This window comes from Marinobacter aromaticivorans (assembly GCF_002806975.1).
Taxonomy (GTDB): domain Bacteria; phylum Pseudomonadota; class Gammaproteobacteria; order Pseudomonadales; family Oleiphilaceae; genus Marinobacter; species Marinobacter aromaticivorans.
The window spans coordinates 1-15,951 of sequence record NZ_NIHD01000021.1; the positions used below are offsets into that span (position 1 = coordinate 1).

Annotated in this window: 16 protein-coding genes and 1 pseudogene; 15 read left to right on the top strand and 2 right to left on the bottom strand. The window is 57.9% G+C overall.

Annotated elements, in window-relative coordinates; all coding sequences use genetic code 11:
* From CDH48_RS18070 to istB, 15 genes and pseudogenes are all read left to right on the top strand, one after another.
* A pseudogene (locus CDH48_RS18070) lies at positions 1–542 on the top strand (ABC transporter substrate-binding protein); the annotation flags it as partial.
* Positions 543–637: 95 nt separating this feature from the next.
* Positions 638–1,414, top strand: a complete 777-nt coding sequence (locus tag CDH48_RS18075; protein ID WP_100690108.1) for an enoyl-CoA hydratase/isomerase family protein — start codon at positions 638–640, stop codon at positions 1,412–1,414.
* Between the two features lie 11 nt (positions 1,415–1,425).
* Complete coding sequence (locus tag CDH48_RS18080; protein WP_100690109.1) at positions 1,426–2,208, top strand: enoyl-CoA hydratase/isomerase family protein; 783 nt, start codon at positions 1,426–1,428, stop codon at positions 2,206–2,208.
* Between the two features lie 39 nt (positions 2,209–2,247).
* The gene (locus tag CDH48_RS19490; RefSeq protein WP_227521170.1) at positions 2,248–2,652 is read left to right on the top strand and encodes a transposase; all 405 of its coding nucleotides are present in this window, start codon (positions 2,248–2,250) and stop codon (positions 2,650–2,652) included.
* Entirely contained in the window at positions 2,649–2,747 is a 99-nt protein-coding gene (locus CDH48_RS19495; RefSeq protein WP_227521171.1) for a hypothetical protein, read from the top strand. The genes CDH48_RS19490 and CDH48_RS19495 overlap by 4 nt, the downstream gene beginning before the upstream one ends.
* Entirely contained in the window at positions 2,747–2,968 is a 222-nt protein-coding gene (locus CDH48_RS19500) for a hypothetical protein (protein ID WP_227521172.1), read from the top strand. The genes CDH48_RS19495 and CDH48_RS19500 overlap by 1 nt, the downstream gene beginning before the upstream one ends.
* Positions 2,969–3,222: 254 nt before the next feature.
* On the top strand, positions 3,223–3,387 hold the full coding sequence (locus CDH48_RS18090; protein ID WP_198515529.1) for a hypothetical protein: 165 nt from the start codon (positions 3,223–3,225) through the stop codon (positions 3,385–3,387).
* Positions 3,388–3,514: 127 nt separating this feature from the next.
* Entirely contained in the window at positions 3,515–4,234 is a 720-nt protein-coding gene (locus CDH48_RS18095) for a transglutaminase-like domain-containing protein (protein ID WP_100690110.1), read from the top strand.
* On the top strand, positions 4,231–4,680 hold the full coding sequence (locus CDH48_RS18100; RefSeq protein WP_100690111.1) for a MaoC family dehydratase: 450 nt from the start codon (positions 4,231–4,233) through the stop codon (positions 4,678–4,680). Before CDH48_RS18095 ends, CDH48_RS18100 begins: the two co-directional genes overlap by 4 nt.
* Positions 4,667–5,788 (top strand): acyl-CoA dehydrogenase family protein, encoded by a 1,122-nt coding sequence (locus CDH48_RS18105; RefSeq protein WP_100690112.1) that lies wholly within the window; start codon positions 4,667–4,669, stop codon positions 5,786–5,788. Before CDH48_RS18100 ends, CDH48_RS18105 begins: the two co-directional genes overlap by 14 nt.
* Entirely contained in the window at positions 5,788–6,939 is a 1,152-nt protein-coding gene (locus CDH48_RS18110) for an acyl-CoA dehydrogenase family protein (protein WP_100690131.1), read from the top strand. Before CDH48_RS18105 ends, CDH48_RS18110 begins: the two co-directional genes overlap by 1 nt.
* 33 nt (positions 6,940–6,972) lie before the next feature.
* The gene (locus CDH48_RS18115; protein WP_100690113.1) at positions 6,973–7,782 is read left to right on the top strand and encodes an enoyl-CoA hydratase/isomerase family protein; all 810 of its coding nucleotides are present in this window, start codon (positions 6,973–6,975) and stop codon (positions 7,780–7,782) included.
* A 27-nt stretch (positions 7,783–7,809) separates the two neighbouring features.
* Positions 7,810–9,006, top strand: coding sequence for a phenylacetate--CoA ligase family protein (locus tag CDH48_RS18120; protein ID WP_198515531.1), 1,197 nt, complete (start codon positions 7,810–7,812; stop codon positions 9,004–9,006).
* Between the two features lie 432 nt (positions 9,007–9,438).
* Positions 9,439–10,944, top strand: a complete 1,506-nt coding sequence (gene istA, locus CDH48_RS18125) for an IS21 family transposase (RefSeq protein WP_188437810.1) — start codon at positions 9,439–9,441, stop codon at positions 10,942–10,944.
* Positions 10,931–11,671: an IS21-like element helper ATPase IstB gene (gene istB / locus CDH48_RS18130; RefSeq protein WP_100690116.1), complete on the top strand. Its 741-nt coding sequence runs from the start codon at positions 10,931–10,933 to the stop codon at positions 11,669–11,671. Before istA ends, istB begins: the two co-directional genes overlap by 14 nt.
* Before the next feature lie 173 nt (positions 11,672–11,844).
* Here the strand turns inward: istB and CDH48_RS18135 are convergent, their stop codons facing one another.
* On the bottom strand, positions 11,845–14,883 hold the full coding sequence (locus CDH48_RS18135) for an efflux RND transporter permease subunit (RefSeq protein ID WP_100690117.1): 3,039 nt from the start codon (positions 14,881–14,883) through the stop codon (positions 11,845–11,847).
* On the bottom strand, positions 14,880–15,932 hold the full coding sequence (locus tag CDH48_RS18140) for an efflux RND transporter periplasmic adaptor subunit (RefSeq protein ID WP_100690118.1): 1,053 nt from the start codon (positions 15,930–15,932) through the stop codon (positions 14,880–14,882). Before CDH48_RS18140 ends, CDH48_RS18135 begins: the two co-directional genes overlap by 4 nt.
* Between the last annotated feature and the right edge of the window lie 19 nt (positions 15,933–15,951).

The following is a 15,951-nucleotide window of genomic DNA, read 5'->3' on the forward strand; positions in this document are numbered from 1 at the left end:
ATGTGGTTGCGTCTAGGGAAATGCGCCGCAATCGCTTCCCGATTGACCGCTACCTGTCTGTTCACTGGATGAACGAGGTCGATATCCGCAATATCGGCGAGGAAGAGGCCAAGGGCATCATGCGCGCGAGCAATGTTGCCGGCGGGCAGGATTTCCCAATCATCCAGACGATGCTGGAGACCTACTATGCCGAGGGCAAGGGAAGTGGCCCCGAAGCTAATGTTCGCGACGTTTATTACAACATGGGCCTTGCGATCCAGGCAACGGCGCATGAGGCGGCGCGGCTGGCGATCAAGGAGAACGGATGGCCGCTGACGCCGGAGGCCATGAAGGCGGGCTATGAGTCGATCGAAAACTTCGATGCCAATGGCCTGATGGCTCCGGTAACGGTGACACCCCAGGATCATGGCGGCAGCAGTAAGACGCGCATTGAACAGTGGGATGGTGAAACCTGGGTTCCGCTGACCGACTGGAGCGCCGGGTATACCGATGTGGTGTGGGATGTGGTCAAGGAAAACTCGGCGACGTTCTCCGTCAAATAGTCGAATAAGTGTCCAACTCCCCCGCGGCGCTCCAGCCGCGGGGATCATGGACGGCATAAATGCCGAAAAATTTCCGAGCGGAAGAGGCGTGGCTAATGAACCCTATCGACGTGACGATTGAAAGCGGTATTGCAACGGTCTGTATCAACCGACCCGAGCGTAAAAACGCGCTGTCGGTGGCCGCAACGAATGGGCTGACCGATGCCTGGGAGAAAATTGAAGCCGACGACAGTGTCCGCGTCGCAATATTGACCTCTGCCGATTGCGGGGTCTTCAGCGCCGGGCTGGATTTGAAGGAAGCCATGCAGATTTCGCGGGATGAGGGTGTCGATATTCTGACGAAAATGCGTGACCCGTTTCATGAAACGATGCGCGCCTGCAAGAAGCCCATCGTTGCCGCCATGACCGGATCCTTGATGGCAGGTGGCATGATGCTGACCCTGAACTGCGATCTTCGCGTTGGCCTCAAGGGCACCAAGGTCGGCATTACCGAGGTCAAGATCGGGCGTGGGTCGCCTTGGGCGGCTCCGGCGCTGTCGATGCTGCCACAACCTATCCTCATGGAAATCGTTCTGACCGGCGCCCTGATGCCCATCGAGCGGCTGCATAAGTATGGATTCACCAATTATCTAGAGGATACGCCGGACGCAGTGCGCGCACGAGCGTTCGATCTTGCGAAACGCGTTGCTGAGGCGGCACCGCTCTCTGTCGTCGCGGCCAAAGGGAGCGTTCGCGCCACCATGGATCTGGGCTGCGCAGGCGGTCTGGAAGAGGGCAAGCGCCTGCATGAGGTCGTTTATGCCAGTAATGACGCGATCGAAGGCCCAAAGGCTTTTGCCGAAAAGCGCGCACCGGTCTGGACCGGAACCTGAAGGAGATTGAAATGACCGACCTTATTCGCCTGGACAGGGATGGCCCGGTTGGCATCCTGCGCTTTATTCAGCCAAAGAAACGCAACCCTTACAGCATCGCATTCGTCGAGGAATTGGTGGCGTATCTGCGCGACGCCGAACGGGACGATGCGATCCGTGCTGTGGTCATGACCGGTGGCGAGCACTTCAGCAGCGGGGGGGATCTTGTCGGCTTCCAGGCCGAGATCGCCAAGGGGGCCAGGGCAACATCCGAAATGGTCGACAAGGTTCACGACGGGGGTCGCGCCGCCTATCTCTTCCGCAAGCCGCTGATTTCGGCTGTTTGCGGTGTCGCCTATGGTGCCGGTCTGAGCCTGGCCTTGTCGGCGGACATCGTCGTGGCCGCCGAAGATGCCCGGCTGTGCGAGGTCTTTGCCCGTGTCGGTGGGTGTCCGGACACAGGGTCGAGCTGGTTGCTCCAGCAGCGCGCCGGCGCAGGTGTGGCGCGGATGCTTGTTCTCACAGGTCGTGAGATTGACGGGCGCACCGCTAAGGATCTGCGTGTCGTGGAAGAGTGCGTTCCGGCAAAACAGGTCGAGGAGCGCGCGTTTGAGATCGCTTGCGAGATTGCCCCCCATCCGATGTTCGGCGTACAGACAGCCAAGCGCGTGATGCGCGCCTCAGCAGAGTGTCGTTATCTGGAGGCGCTGGACATCGAGCGCGATACCCAAAGCGTTCTGCTGTGCGCGCACGACTTTCCCGAGGCGATGAAAGCGTTTTCGGAAAAACGAAAACCCGAATTCAAAGACCGCTAAAGCGGTCGAATCCAAATCGAAGAACTTGAAAAACTTAAGGTGGCTCGTTATTACCCCAAGGGCCAGACCGGGCGACCTCCTTATCCGTTTCCTGCCATGCTGCGCGTTGACTGCACGCAGTTGTTCTATAACCTCAGTGACCCGGCCATGGAAGATGCCTTCTACGAGATCGAATTCATGCGCCAGTTCGCCGGTCTGAGGCTAGAGCGCTTACCGGACGAAACCACGATCCTCAAGTTCCGTCATTTTCTTGAGCAACACGGTCTTGGCAAGGTCCTGTTCCAAGGGGTGAACAAGCACCTTGAGAAAAACGGCCTCATGTTGCGCGAAGGCTACATTGTTGATGCTACGATCAATTCCGCGCCCAGTTCCAAGAACGAAAGGGCGAACGAGATCCGGAAATGCGCCAGACTCGTAAGGGCAACCAATGGCGCTTCGGGATGAAAATACACATCGGCTTCGACGACACGCTGGGTCTTATCCTCAGCATCGATACCACCGCTGCCAACGTTCATGACATCGTCCCTCTGGCATTCTAATGCACAGCGAAGAGCAACGAGTCTTTGGTGATGCTGGCTACCTTGACATCCAAAGGCGATCCGATCACAAGCATCGCAAGAATCTCTCCTGGTTCATCGCCAAGCGCCTTGGTACACGGAAAACGCTGGATGCTGAGAAGGTTAAAGCCGACAAAATCAAAACCAGTATCCGCTCAAAAGCGGAGCATCCGTTCCGGTGCATCGAGCAGGTGTTCGGCTAGAACAAGGTCCGCTATCGTGGCCTGGACAAGAATTCAAACCGCCTGCAGTAACTTGCTGATCGGTGGAAGATTCCTGCTGACGCAGGGCCATTGCGCTTGTTTTCCGCCAAAATGGCGGGAAACGGCAAAAAACACATAAACAAATAGAGGGTTGCGCCTGAATTTTCCGATCTATGCTGGCTCCAGCGGGGACGCTGGAGAAAATCGGCGGTTATTCAGACTTTTCCTTTTGGAAACCATAAGTCAAGGTGCTTGTGCCCGTCAAACGCGCGATCGACAACGACATGAACGCCACCGGTCAGATGCTTTCCGCGATGCTGGGCTGGTCGCGAGCCACCTTCGCTTCGGAACTCGACATCGACGGCGACAATTGGCTTAGATCATGCCCCGGTGGGTGTATTGAGGTGCAGGGTCAGTGATTCAGGATAAGGCTGTTGGATAGGTACTGCCCATTATGACTTGGGCGTGCAGGAGACAGAATAAATCTCGTTGACGGGAAGGCTATAAATTATTATTCTAACATTTGTTAGAAAGTGGAGAAGGGAAATGGCAAAGTCTAAAGACAACCTGCCGACAGAGACGGAGCGCTATGTCATGCCATCGCATTTTATAGAAAGCGATAGCGGTGAAGTGCAGGACTTCGTGTCCTCTGCGTTGCGTGATCTTCCGCCGGATGCATCCAGACGCGACAAGGCAATCCGCCTGTTCGAGGCGGTTCGCGATAATATCCGTTATGATCCTTATTGTTTCGCCCTGAATGAAGACTCCTATCGCGCCAGCCGAGTTGCCAGGGCAGAAGCGGCGTTTTGCGTTCCCAAGGCAATCCTACTTGCGGCCTGCCTGCGTGCCGTTGGTATCCCCGCCGCTCTGGGGTTTGCGGATGTGCGCAACCACCTGAATACACCAAAATTGCAGGAACTGATGGGGACCGACCTCTTCATCTATCACGGCTACGTTCAATTGTGGCTGGAAGGTGAGCCTTACAAGGTCACGCCTGCGTTCAATATGGAGCTATGTGAACGATTCGGGGTCAAGCCGCTGGTCTTCGACGGCTATCACGATGCCTTGTTCCATGAGTTCGATGAAGAGAACCACCGGCACATGGAATATGTGAAAGACCGGGGGCTGTATTTCGATGCGCCGATGGGAGAATTCCTGACGGCCTTCAAGGAAACCTACCCGAAACTGGAAGAGTTCAACCGCGTTCGAATCTCCAAGGGTTCGAAGGGGTACGATTCCGGTTTTTCAGAGGAGGGGGGCTCTTGAAATACCTTGATGATTTCAACCCGGGGCAGGTCTTTCGCTTTCGCAGCGTCCCGATGAGCGAGGTTGCTATAAAGGCGTTCGCCGAAGAGTGGGATCCGCAACGGCTGCACACCGACGAGGACTATGCGACCACCCTACATGGCAGCCTGATCGCCTCGGGCTTTCAGACGATGCTTGAGGTGTTCAAGCCTGTCATGACGGAAATGATGGTTAATGTCGCTAATATCGGCGGGATCGGTTTCGACAATCTGCGCTGGCTGCGGCCTGTCCGCCCGAATGAACCCCTCGATATCGACATGAAGGTCAACTCGGTCACACCGTCCAAAAGCAAGCCCGACCGAGGTGTTTTGCACTATACGCTCAGTGCCAAGAACCCCAAGGGCGAGATCGTTTTTTCAACTGACACCTCCGTGATGATCCAGCGAAAACAAAATGACACAGACTGATATGATTTCCAGCGACCAGGACGACCTTCGATTGCTGCGTGAGAGCGCCCGCACCCTGTTTGAACGGGCTGGCGGAAGCGGGAGGGCCAGAAAACTGCGTGATGCCGGTGGCACCTGGGATCCGGAGATGGTCCACGAACTGGCCGAGGTCGGGGTTCTCGGTGTGGCGGTGCCCGAAGTGAATGGCGGGCTAGGCATTGGGCTGGCCGCCGGGGGTGTTATCGCGGAGGAGGTCGGCCGCGTGATTGCCCCCGAACCGGTGGTAATGACGATCGGGCTGAGCCTTGGCCTTCTGCGTCGGCTTTGCCCGGATCATCCGAAGGTGGCGCAACTGATCAGCGGTGACACTGTCCTGCCGGTGGCCTGGCAGGAACGTGGCTCGGGTGGGGCGCCTGGCGATGCGGCATGCCGCTACGCAGATGGAAAGCTGACCGGCAGCAAGGCCTGGGTCGTCGGCGCGGCCGGATCACATGGTTTCCTTGTTGTGGCCCGGGGGGACGATGGTCCTGTCCTGGTCCTGGTCGAGGCCACCACAAACGGATGTTCCGTCGAAAATCGCCTGCAGGCTGACGGTAGTGCGATGGGTGAGCTTTCGTTTTCGGCGACTCCGGCCGAGGAACTTGCCCGGGGCAACGCCGTAACAGAGGCGCTCAGCGAAGCAATCAGCGATACAACGGCGCTTGCCGCGGCCGAGCTCGTCGGCCTGAGTGATCGCGCTTTTGAAATCACTCTGGACTACATCAAGACCCGTGAGCAGTTCGACAAGCCCATCGGTTCCTTTCAGATCCTTCAGCATCGCGCCGTGGACCTGAATATCATGCGTGAGGTTGCACAGGCGGGTGTGCGCGAAGTTCTGGCCCGGATGCAGTACGAAACAGATCCGGGGGTCCGCAAGCGTCTCGCCAGCCGCGCCAAGGCACGGGCTGTCACGGCCGCAAAGAAGATCACGCGGGATGCGGTTCAGCTGCACGGGGCAGTTGGCTATACCGACGAGTTCGATATCGGGCTTTATCTGAACCGGGCGCTGGTACTGTCGGCCTGGTTGGGCGACGACACCTATCACAGGCGGATGTGGTTCAAGGCACGTGAACAAGAGGGGGCTGCATGATGGCGGACTGGAACGCAATGAGTGATACAGAATTCCGCAAGGAAGTGCGTCATTTCTTTGAAACGGAATACCCCGAAGAGCTGCGTCATCTGCCGCACCGTCCGAAATTCGTGGAGATCGAGCATTGGCACCGCAAGCTGCACGCCAAGGGTTGGGTGGCTCCTGCCTGGCCTGCTGAGTATGGCGGCATGGGGCTGAATGCCGCCAAGCTACTGATCTTTTACGAAGAGCAGCAGCGTTGGGGGGTGAACCGCGGGCGCGACATGGGTGTGCAGATGGTCGGCCCGCTGATTATCAAGTTCGGCACCCAGCAACAAAAAGACTATTGGCTGCCGCGCATCCTCAGCTGCGAGGACATCTGGTGTCAGGGCTATTCCGAGCCCGGAGCCGGGTCCGATCTGGCCAGTCTGCGTACGCGCGCAGGCATCGATGGCGACGACTTCGTCATCAACGGACAGAAGACCTGGACCACGATGGCGCATGACGCCACCCATATGTTCATGCTGGTGCGGACCGATCCGGGCGCACCAAAGAAGCAGCAGGGAATCAGCTTTCTCCTGGCCCCGATGGATCAGCCTGGCGTCGATGTGCGTCCGATCCGGACGCTTGCGGGGGAGTACGAGTTTTGCGAGGTCTTTTTCGACAATGCCCGCACTCCGTGCGAGAACCTCGTTGGCGAGCTAAACAAGGGCTGGACGATGGCCAAGGCGCTTTTGAGTTTCGAGCGTATCTTCATAGGTTCGCCAAGCCTTGCCCAGAACGCCCTGGGGCAGCTTGAAAGCTTTGCTCGGTGCCGCGGCGCCTTTGACGATCCAGTGTTCTGTGACCGCTTTGCCCAAGCCGCGCTCGACGTTGAAGACCACGCCGCGCTTTATGCCCGTTTCGCGGATCAGCTTAAGCGTGGCGAAACGCTGGGTGCGGATGTCTCGATGCTGAAGATCTGGGTGACTGAGTGCTTTCAGCGCATTACCGAACTGATGATCGAGGCTGCCGGCCCCGATGGCGGCACAATAAGTTCGCTTCAGATCGGCAACGTCAGCGTGGACGTTCTGGCGAGCTTCTACAAGGCCCGACCGACAACGATCTACGGCGGGTCGAACGAGATCCAACGCAATATTCTTTCCAAGGCCGTCCTTGGTTTGCCAGGTTGAACCCAAACTAACATCCAACGAAGGAGCAGAACTATGTCGGACCGTTATGCAAAATACAACAAGCTCACATTTGATTATCCGGCGGATCGCGTCCTGCGCATCACCTTTGACCGGCCCGAGTCTTTTAATTCCGTCGATGCGGAAACCCACACCCAGATGACGGATATGTGGATCGATATCGACCGCGACCCCGACATTAATGCGGTGATCGTGACCGGCGCGGGCAAAGCGTTTTCAGCGGGCGGCGACTTCAGCCTGATCGAAAACATGATCGGGAATTCCCATGAGATCATGAAGACGTGGAAAGAGGCTAGGGGTCTTGTCTACAATATTATCAACTGCAATAAGCCCATTATTTCCGCCATCAACGGCCCGGCCGCGGGTGCGGGTCTCGTCGTTGGCATCCTGGCGGACATCTCCATCGCCGGTAAAAAGGCAAAGATCGTCGATGGCCACCCGCGCCTGGGCGTTGCGGCCGGTGACGTAGCGGCAATCATCTGGCCGCTGCTAATCTCGATGGCCAAGGCGAAGTATTACCTGATGACCTGCAAGCCGGTTTCCGGTGAAGAGGCCGAGCGTATCGGTCTGGTGTCGATGTGCGTCGAGGATGACGAATTGCAGAAAATCGCGCTGGACACTGCGGTTGAGCTAGCTAACGGTTCGCAGAGCGCTATCCGCTGGACCAAATATTCTCTAAATAACTGGTTGCGTCAGGCCGGACCGATTTTCGATGCCTCGACTGCACTTGAAATGCTCGGCTTCATGAGCGAAGACGTTAAGGAAGGGGTGTTGTCGCACCGCGAAAAGCGTGCGCCGAACTTCCGTAAGGACTGCCCGCTTTAATAAAAGAATGGTCAAGGAGGCATGGTCATGGCTGAAAACATCTACCTGGATATAGCGAAAGCCTATTCTGCGGCGGCCGAGAAAGCTCCAGGACTGAAGTCGCGATTTGCGGCTGCCGGATTTGATCCGGCAGCCGTGGCATCACTGGCGGATCTGTCGCGCCTGCCGGTGATGAAAAAGGAAGAGCTTTTGAGGATTCAGCGCGATGATCCGCCATTTGGCGGGTTTCTCGCCGCCGATCTGAAGGATGTCGGGCGCATCTACGTCTCCCCCGGACCGATTTTCGAACCCGCTCTGCCTGGTGCGGGGGGGCATGGTCTGGATATGTTGTTCAAGTCGGCGGGTGTCGGGGCTGGGGATATCATTCTGAACACTTGGATGTATCACCTAGTACCGGCCGGTCTCCTTTTTGACGAAGCGGCCCAGGCAGCCGGAGCGACAGTGATTCCCGGAGGCGTCGGAAATACTGAGCTTCAGGCGCAGGTCATCGTTGAAACCGGCGTGACTGCGATCTGTGCGTCAACCGCGTTCTTCCTGACGCTGGCGGAGAAGGTGATCGAAAACTATGGCCGTGAAGCGTGGAAGGTGAAGACGGCATTTCTAGGTGGCGAGATGGGCGACTGGATGGCCAAGCGTCGCCGAATCGAAGCCGATTACGGCGTATCGACCTGGGCCGCCTATGCCACGGCCGATCTGGGCATGGTGGCCTATGAGGATGGCGGCGAAGGCTATGTGGTTCATCCCGACAGGGTGGTGCAGATCTGCGACCCGGTCAGCGGTGAGCAGGTGGCGCATCAAGAGCCGGGCGAGGTTGTCGTGACCGCGCGCGATGCGACTTGGTCCATGATCAGGTTCGGCACAGGCGACAGCGCATTCGCACTGGAAAACAACGCGGATGGAAGCGTTCGCCGACTCTCGACGCTGCAAGGCCGGGTTGGCGCGGCGGTGAAGGTGCGCGAGATATTCATCTATCCCCGCGTCATTGAGGAAGTCGTCATTGCCACGCCGGGTGTCAAGACCGCGCAGGCTGTAGTGACGCGTGAAAATGATCGCGACATTATCCGCCTTTTTCTCGTGCTGGAGAATGGCGCCGATGCGGCCACTGCGGAGGCTGCCGCCGCCGAGGCCTTCAAGCGACATTCGAGAATTCGCACTGATGCGGTGAATGTGATCGAGGATCTGCCGGAGGAGGCAGATCTGATCGTGAACAAGAAGGATGGCTAAGTCCTGGCCCTTATTCACGTCGATCAACACCAATAATCATCCGGCGGCAGGAGCCCCGGTTGACGTAGGGTTCTGAACCCTCCAAAGAAATTCGAGGATAGGGCTCAGGGTGAGGTGTCTCTCTTGCCTAGAATCTAAGGAACTAGCCGTTGATGGGGAGCCAGAGCCTAGCCAGAGCACATCAACAGGGCAAGCTGGCTGCCGCCGCGATCCATAACGTAAATGCTCTCGCTCCGATCGTCGGATGGATTGCGCAGCACTAGCCTATAACTGCTGTTCTCAATGGCGTGATCTGGTGTTAGTGGCCAATTAAAGTGACCCACTACTGGCCATTAATTTTGACCCACCTCCGAGTGGCCGTCAGGCCACAGAACCAGCTACTGTCCCCCGCTTTTATCGATGGCCGGGGGCATGTCAGTGAAGGAGTGGGTTGTGATACACAAGATCAAGGCACTGCACGATAACGGTAAAGGACTGTCGATCCGCGCCATCAGCCAGGAACTGGGGTTATCCCGGAACACGGTACGCAAGTATTTGCGGATGGAGGTGGATGCGATCACAGAGCAGTTTGCAGATCCCTCGCGGAGCAAGCGCCTCGACGATCACCGGGATTACCTGGTGCATTTGCTCAAGCAATTTCCCAAGCTCAGCGCCGTCAAGATTGCCCGTAAGCTTCAGGCAAAGGTCGGCGACTTACCGGCCTCAGATCGCTCCATTCGCCGTTATGTGCGAGCACTCAAGGAGGAAGTGGCCTCGGCCCAGATGCGCTACTACGAGCCCATCCTGGATGACGTCCCCGGTGTTCAGTGTCAGGTGGACCCTGGCGAGTTACGTGGTGTGTTGATCGGTGGCGAAGAGCGCACGCTGCACTTCGTGGTGTTCGTGCTGTCCTACTCGCGGCTGATGTACGTGGGCTTGGCCTTCCGCCCTCTGGACACCCAGACCTTTATCCAGCTCCACGATGAAGCCTTGCGGTACTTTGGCGGTCTGCCGGAGGAATGCGTTTACGATCAGACCAAGCTGGTGGTGATCAACGAGCAGTACCGGGAACTGACTCTCAACCAACGTTTCCATGAGTATGCCACCACCGCCGGGTTCCGGATCCATGCCTGCGAAGGCTATGACCCGGAGAGCAAGGGCAAGGTGGAAGCCGGCGTAAAATACGTCAAACAGGACTGCCTTTACGGCGAGGTCTTCCGGGACCAGGAACACGTGTGTCAGCACGTGCAGGACTGGGTTGAGAGTGTGGCCAATGTCCGCATCCACGGCACCACCGGAGAACCACCCCGGGAGCGGTTCGAGCAGGATGAACGAGAACATCTGGCGGCCTATCTGTCACCGGCGTGCGTGCAGTCTGTGGCCCGGGAGACACGAAGAGCCGACAAGACCGGCCTGATCGCCTGGAAGGCCAACAAATACTCCGTGCCCATGGCCTGGCAACAGGCCCGGGTGGGCGTTCTGGAGTCCGGCGGCCAACTGCACATCAGCGACCTGAGCACAGGCGACGTCATCGCCAGTCATGGCCTGTGTACGGACAAGGGCAAGGTGATCAAGAACACCCATCACTACCGGGATCATGCCCAGCGCGTGAGCAAGCTGGAAGCCGACATCAGCGCCCGGATCGGCAGTGATGTCGGGCATCGGTTGTGCCAGCAGCTCAAACGCTCCGAGCCCAAGATCTACAAGGATCAGTTGGTGGCTGCCCGCGACTTGCTCAAGCGCCACGAACCCGTGGATCCCGTGTTGATCACGACGCTGGCAGAGCGCCCCGGCATGACCGCCACACGACTGCAAAGCTACCTGGAAGCGGCCCAGGCCGCCGTTCTGCGGGAGCGACAGCCGGAGCCGTTACCGCAACCCAAGCAAGCATTGGATCTGAGTGCCTACCAGCGTCTTGGCCACTCCAGTGGCCAGGGGGTGACCCATGAGCCAGCTTGAGCAAACCGTGGCCCGATACCGCAGCCTGCGTCTGAGCGCAGCCGCCGATGAATTAACGAATCTGCTGGCTGAGGCAGAAGCCAACGAGATGTCTTATCTGAGCTTCGCGGACAGGCTTGCCGAACATGAGATGACTCAGCGCCAGGACAAACGTATCCGCCGGAACCGGAAGATGGCTGCGTTCCCAGCGGAGAAGCGCCTGGAGGGCTTCGACTACCGGCACCAGACCACCATTAACAAGCGCCAGGTGAACGCCTTGCTGGACTTCCAGTTCCTCGACGAACGGAACAACCTGGTGTTTATCGGCCCGCCGGGTGTGGGCAAGACCCACCTGGCCATCGGCATTGGCCACAAGGCAGTGGAAGCCGGTTACCGGGTGTTGTTCCGCAACGCCTTGGATCTGGTGGAAGAGCTGGAACTGGCCGAAATGAAGGGTGAGCTAAAAAAGCGGGTCAGCCAGTTGGCCAAGTACGACCTGCTGATCATCGATGAGCTGGGCTACCTGCCCATGACCCGGCAGGCCCGCTACAACCTGTTCCAGCTGATCAACAGCCTTTACGAATACCGGTCCATCATCCTGACCACCAACAAGGACTTCACCAGTTGGGGCGAGTTCTTCCACGACGACAACGTGGCGGTGCCGATCATTGACCGGGTTATCCATCATTCACATATCTTTATGTTGGGAGGAGAAAGCTATCGACTGAAGCGGAAAGTTACAAGCTAGACTATGAAAGGTGGGTCAATTTTATTGGCCAGGTGGGTCAAAATAAATGGCCATTGACATCTGGAAAGCGGGTACTCTGGTTTCCAGGAATTGGGCAACAATGTGGACTTTGAATTCGCGGGAGAACCGGCAAGGGCGTTGATAGGGCTTGGGAGCGCTTATTCGGACTCTCATTAGCGTTCGTTCTTTAACCGAAACCAGAGTGCATAAAGCGCCGGCACAAACAATAGCGTGATCAGAGTGCCAACCGCTACACCGCCGATAAGGACATAAGCCAGTGGCCCCCAGAACAGGTCAAAGGTCAGAGGTACAAACGCCAGAACGGCCGCCAGGGCAGTGAGTACCACGGGGCGGGCGCGTTGGACTGCCGCCTCGACCACGGCTTCCCGGGCAACCATTCCTGCTTTGAAGTTGTCCTGCACCTGCTGGGTCAGAATCATGGTATTTCGCATCAGGATGCCGCCCAGGCCAATCAGCCCCAGCAACGCGGTAAAGCCAAAGGGTTGGTTAAACAGCAGCAAGGCCAGCACAGCGCCAATCAGCCCCAGTGGCGCGGTGGCCAGAACGGTCAAGGTGCCGATAAATGAACGCATCTGAAGCATGATGAAAATCAGCATCAACGCCAACATCACCGGCTGTAATGCCTCGATGGACGCATTGGCTTTGGCGGATTGCTCCACCGTACCGCCGATTTCAACACGATAACCCTTCGGTAACTGTTCACGCAGGCCTGTCATCGCACTCCAGATCTCCTTGGTGACATCCGGTGGCTGGGCGCCTTCCACATCCGCCTGAACGGCCAGGAAGGGAGCACGGTTGTAACGCTTTATAACCGGCTCCTCATAGCGAACCTGCCACTTGCCCAGTTGCTGTGCGGAAAGTTTGCGGCCGTCGCGAGTCTTGATTTCAAGATCTTCGGGCATCATCCCTTCGCCACGGGCATTACGCGCCACCAGTTGAACGCTCCTTATGCCCTGGCGTAGCTCGGTAACGGCCACTCCGCGAAGCTGGAACTGAAGTTGCCGGGCAACCTCTGCCGGGGTCAGCCCCATCCAACCCAGATTTTCCGGGTCCAACTCAAGATAGAGCGTGGGCACGCGCTCATCCCATTCGAGATGCGGCATGAGGATATTCGGATGCCCGGTCATGAGAGTCCGGATCTGGTGCGCGATCTCTCTGAGTTGATCGGGTTCCGGGCCCAACACTCGAAAACTGACCGGCCAGGCCACCGGGGGACCATACAGCAAACGGGTTACCCGCACTCGTGCCTCCGGAAACTCACCCGCCGCAATTCTGGCTTCCAGCGCCGAGATGATGCGATCGCGCCCTTCAACGTCCTGCCCGATGGCAATCAACTTGGCGAATGCCGGGTCCGGCTGCTCGGGGTTTGCCGATACGAAGAACCGGGGTGCACCGGCACCGATGTAGGCAGAAAGGCTTTTCACCTCCGGCATGTCCATCAATATCGCTTCCAGGCGTCTGACACTTTCATCGGTGGTGGCGATGGCGCTCCCCTGCGGAGCAAACACACTGATCAGAACTTCGGGGCGATCAGAACTGGGGAAAAATTGCTTCTGCACTTGAGTTGCCATACCGAAAGCACTGATCGCCAGCAAACCGACTGTGAGAAAAACGACGGTTTTCCGGTACTGTACACACGCGGTAATCGTCCCACGCAACCGCTGGTAAAAAGCGCTTTGGTACAGGTCCTGGCCCGTATGCCCGGTGTAATCGGGCAAGAGCTTGACGCCCAGATAAGGCGTGAAGGTGACCGCTACCACCCAGGAAATTAACAACGAAAAAGCCAGCACCCAGAAAATGTTGCCGGTGTATTCCCCGACACCGGACTGGGCAAATCCGATGGGGACAAATCCGGCCACCGTTACCAGCGTTCCAGACAACATGGGCGCGGCTGTTACGCTCCAGGCATGACTGGCGGCCCGTACCCGGTCCCACCCGCTCTCCATCTTCACAATCATCATTTCAATGGCGATGATCGCATCGTCCACCAACAGGCCCAGTGCGATAATCAGCGCGCCCAGGGTGATGCGGTCCAGGTTAATGCCCGCTATTTTCATCAATAAAAAGGTCAGGCCGAGAGTGACGGGAATCGCGATGCCCACCACCAAACCTGCGCGCAGACCGATCGCCAGTATGCTGACCCCCATCACGACGACCAGCGCCACCAGAAACTTGACCTGAAAAAGATCAACCGCCTGAGTAATGGCTTCGGCCTGGTCGGTCAGGGTCTGTATTGACATCCCCAGGGGCAGTCTGTCCTGTTCAGTGCTGACAAACTCGCGCAGGCGCTCGCCAAACGCCAGGCCATTTTCGCCCGCCTCCATGACGACGCCCAGTAGGATCGCATCCTCACCGCTGGAACGAACAATGTAGTTCAACGGATCTTCATAGCCCAAACGCACCTCGGCCAGATCAGACACGGTGATGAGCTGGTCTCCGATACGCAGAGGTACTGAGGCGAGGCGCTCAATGTCAGACAGGTCGATGTTGCTGCGGATGTAAACCCGCGGGCCAGCAAGATCAACAAAGCCAAGAGGCTCAAGACGATTGTTGGCCTCTATTGCCTGCAACACGTCTTCCGCCGACAAACCGAGGTTGTTGAGCCGGTCCTGATCAAACTCGAGATACACCCGCTCAGGACGCTCCGCCAGGAGCTGTGCTTTTTGCAAGCCGGGCAACCGCTGCAGGCGATCTCGTATCGATTCTGCCTCGCGGGTCAGTTCACGCATTGGCATTCCGGGTGCCGTCAGGGCCAGCAGAGAGAAATACACATCCGCGAAATCGTCGTTAACGATGGGTCCGATCACACCCCGGGGGAGGGTGGGTCTTTCATCGGACATGCGTTTGCGGACCTGGTAAAAGAGGTCAGGCACTTTTTCACTGGGCGTATAATCCTGGAACCGGATAAGCATGGAGGCCTGTCCGGGCCGAATGGTGGTTTCAACGGTGTCGAAATACGCCACCTCCTGGATTTGCTTTTCCAGACGATCCACCACCTGATTCTGCAGCACCTCGGGGGTTGCTCCCGGCCAGACCACAGAGACCACCATCGACCGCACGGTGAACGCAGGGTCTTCTGCCCGACCAAGGGATGAGAACGCGTAGAAACCGGCAATAACCGACAGCAAAAGAAAAAAGAGGGTGACCGAACGCTCGCGCACTGCCAGCGCAGAGAGATTAGGCAGGCTCATCGCGCCAGCTCCCGCACCGCCATGCCAGGAGTGAGCAGGTGTGTCCCCAACGCGACGATGGGCGTTCCCGCGTTGATATCGGCCCTGATCTGCGCATACTCCTCGCTCAAATCGATTACCTCGACCGCAAGGGGGTTTACGGTGCCGTCGGAGACCGCCCAGACCTGTGGCGTTTGCCCTCTCTCGTCAAGGGCACCCAGCGGTACACGATGGCTGGCCGTGGTTTGTTTCTGTGTTAACCGGACACTCACCACCGAACCAAGCGTTAAAGACGAGGGGTAGGGCCCCTCCAGGCTGTATCGGGCACGCCAGCTCCGACTGCCGGGGTCGGCAGCCCCGGCAATCTCTCGCAGACTCAGCGCAAGCTGTTCGCCACTGGACAAAGGAAGATACCCGCCCTTGGGCGGGTTACTGCCCTCAGGTAAAAAAACCTCTACTTCCAGTGATTGATCTTCGGCCAGAACGGCAAGGGTTTGACCGACACCCACAACCTGGCCGGGCTCAACGATGACCTCAGTGACCACACCTGTGTTGGAGGCTTTTAGTTCCGCATACCCCAGAGCATTCTGAGCCTGCTGATGGCGCGCAGAAGCCGTTTCCACCTGGCTGCGCGCCTCGCGCTCTGCCAATTCAAGGCGTCGCAGGGTTTGTTCGCTGACAAACTGACGTCCTACCAGTTGCTGCTGGCGCTGGAGCTCATCGGTGGCAATGGCCAGGGCCGCTTCTGCACGTCTCAGATCCGCGGCGGCCCCCTCCGCCGTTGCCACAAGGTCTCGTGTATCGAGCTTGAACAGTAAACGGCCTTTTTCCACGCGCTGACCGGCATCGATGAAACGCTGTTGAATCCGGCCGGCGATCTGAAAGGCCTGAGGAACTTCGTGACGGCCTCGCAGGGTTCCTGAAAATCTCTGCGCAGTTGAGGTCGCCTCCTTTAGAACAACGGTTTTTACCCAAGGGATAGGGGCGCGGGCCTCTGGGGGCGATTCCGAAGACTGCTCACAACCAGACAGAATTAACAGCGAGATAAAGAGTGTCAGCATACAGCGCATGGCAGGTGTCCCGGTCGGC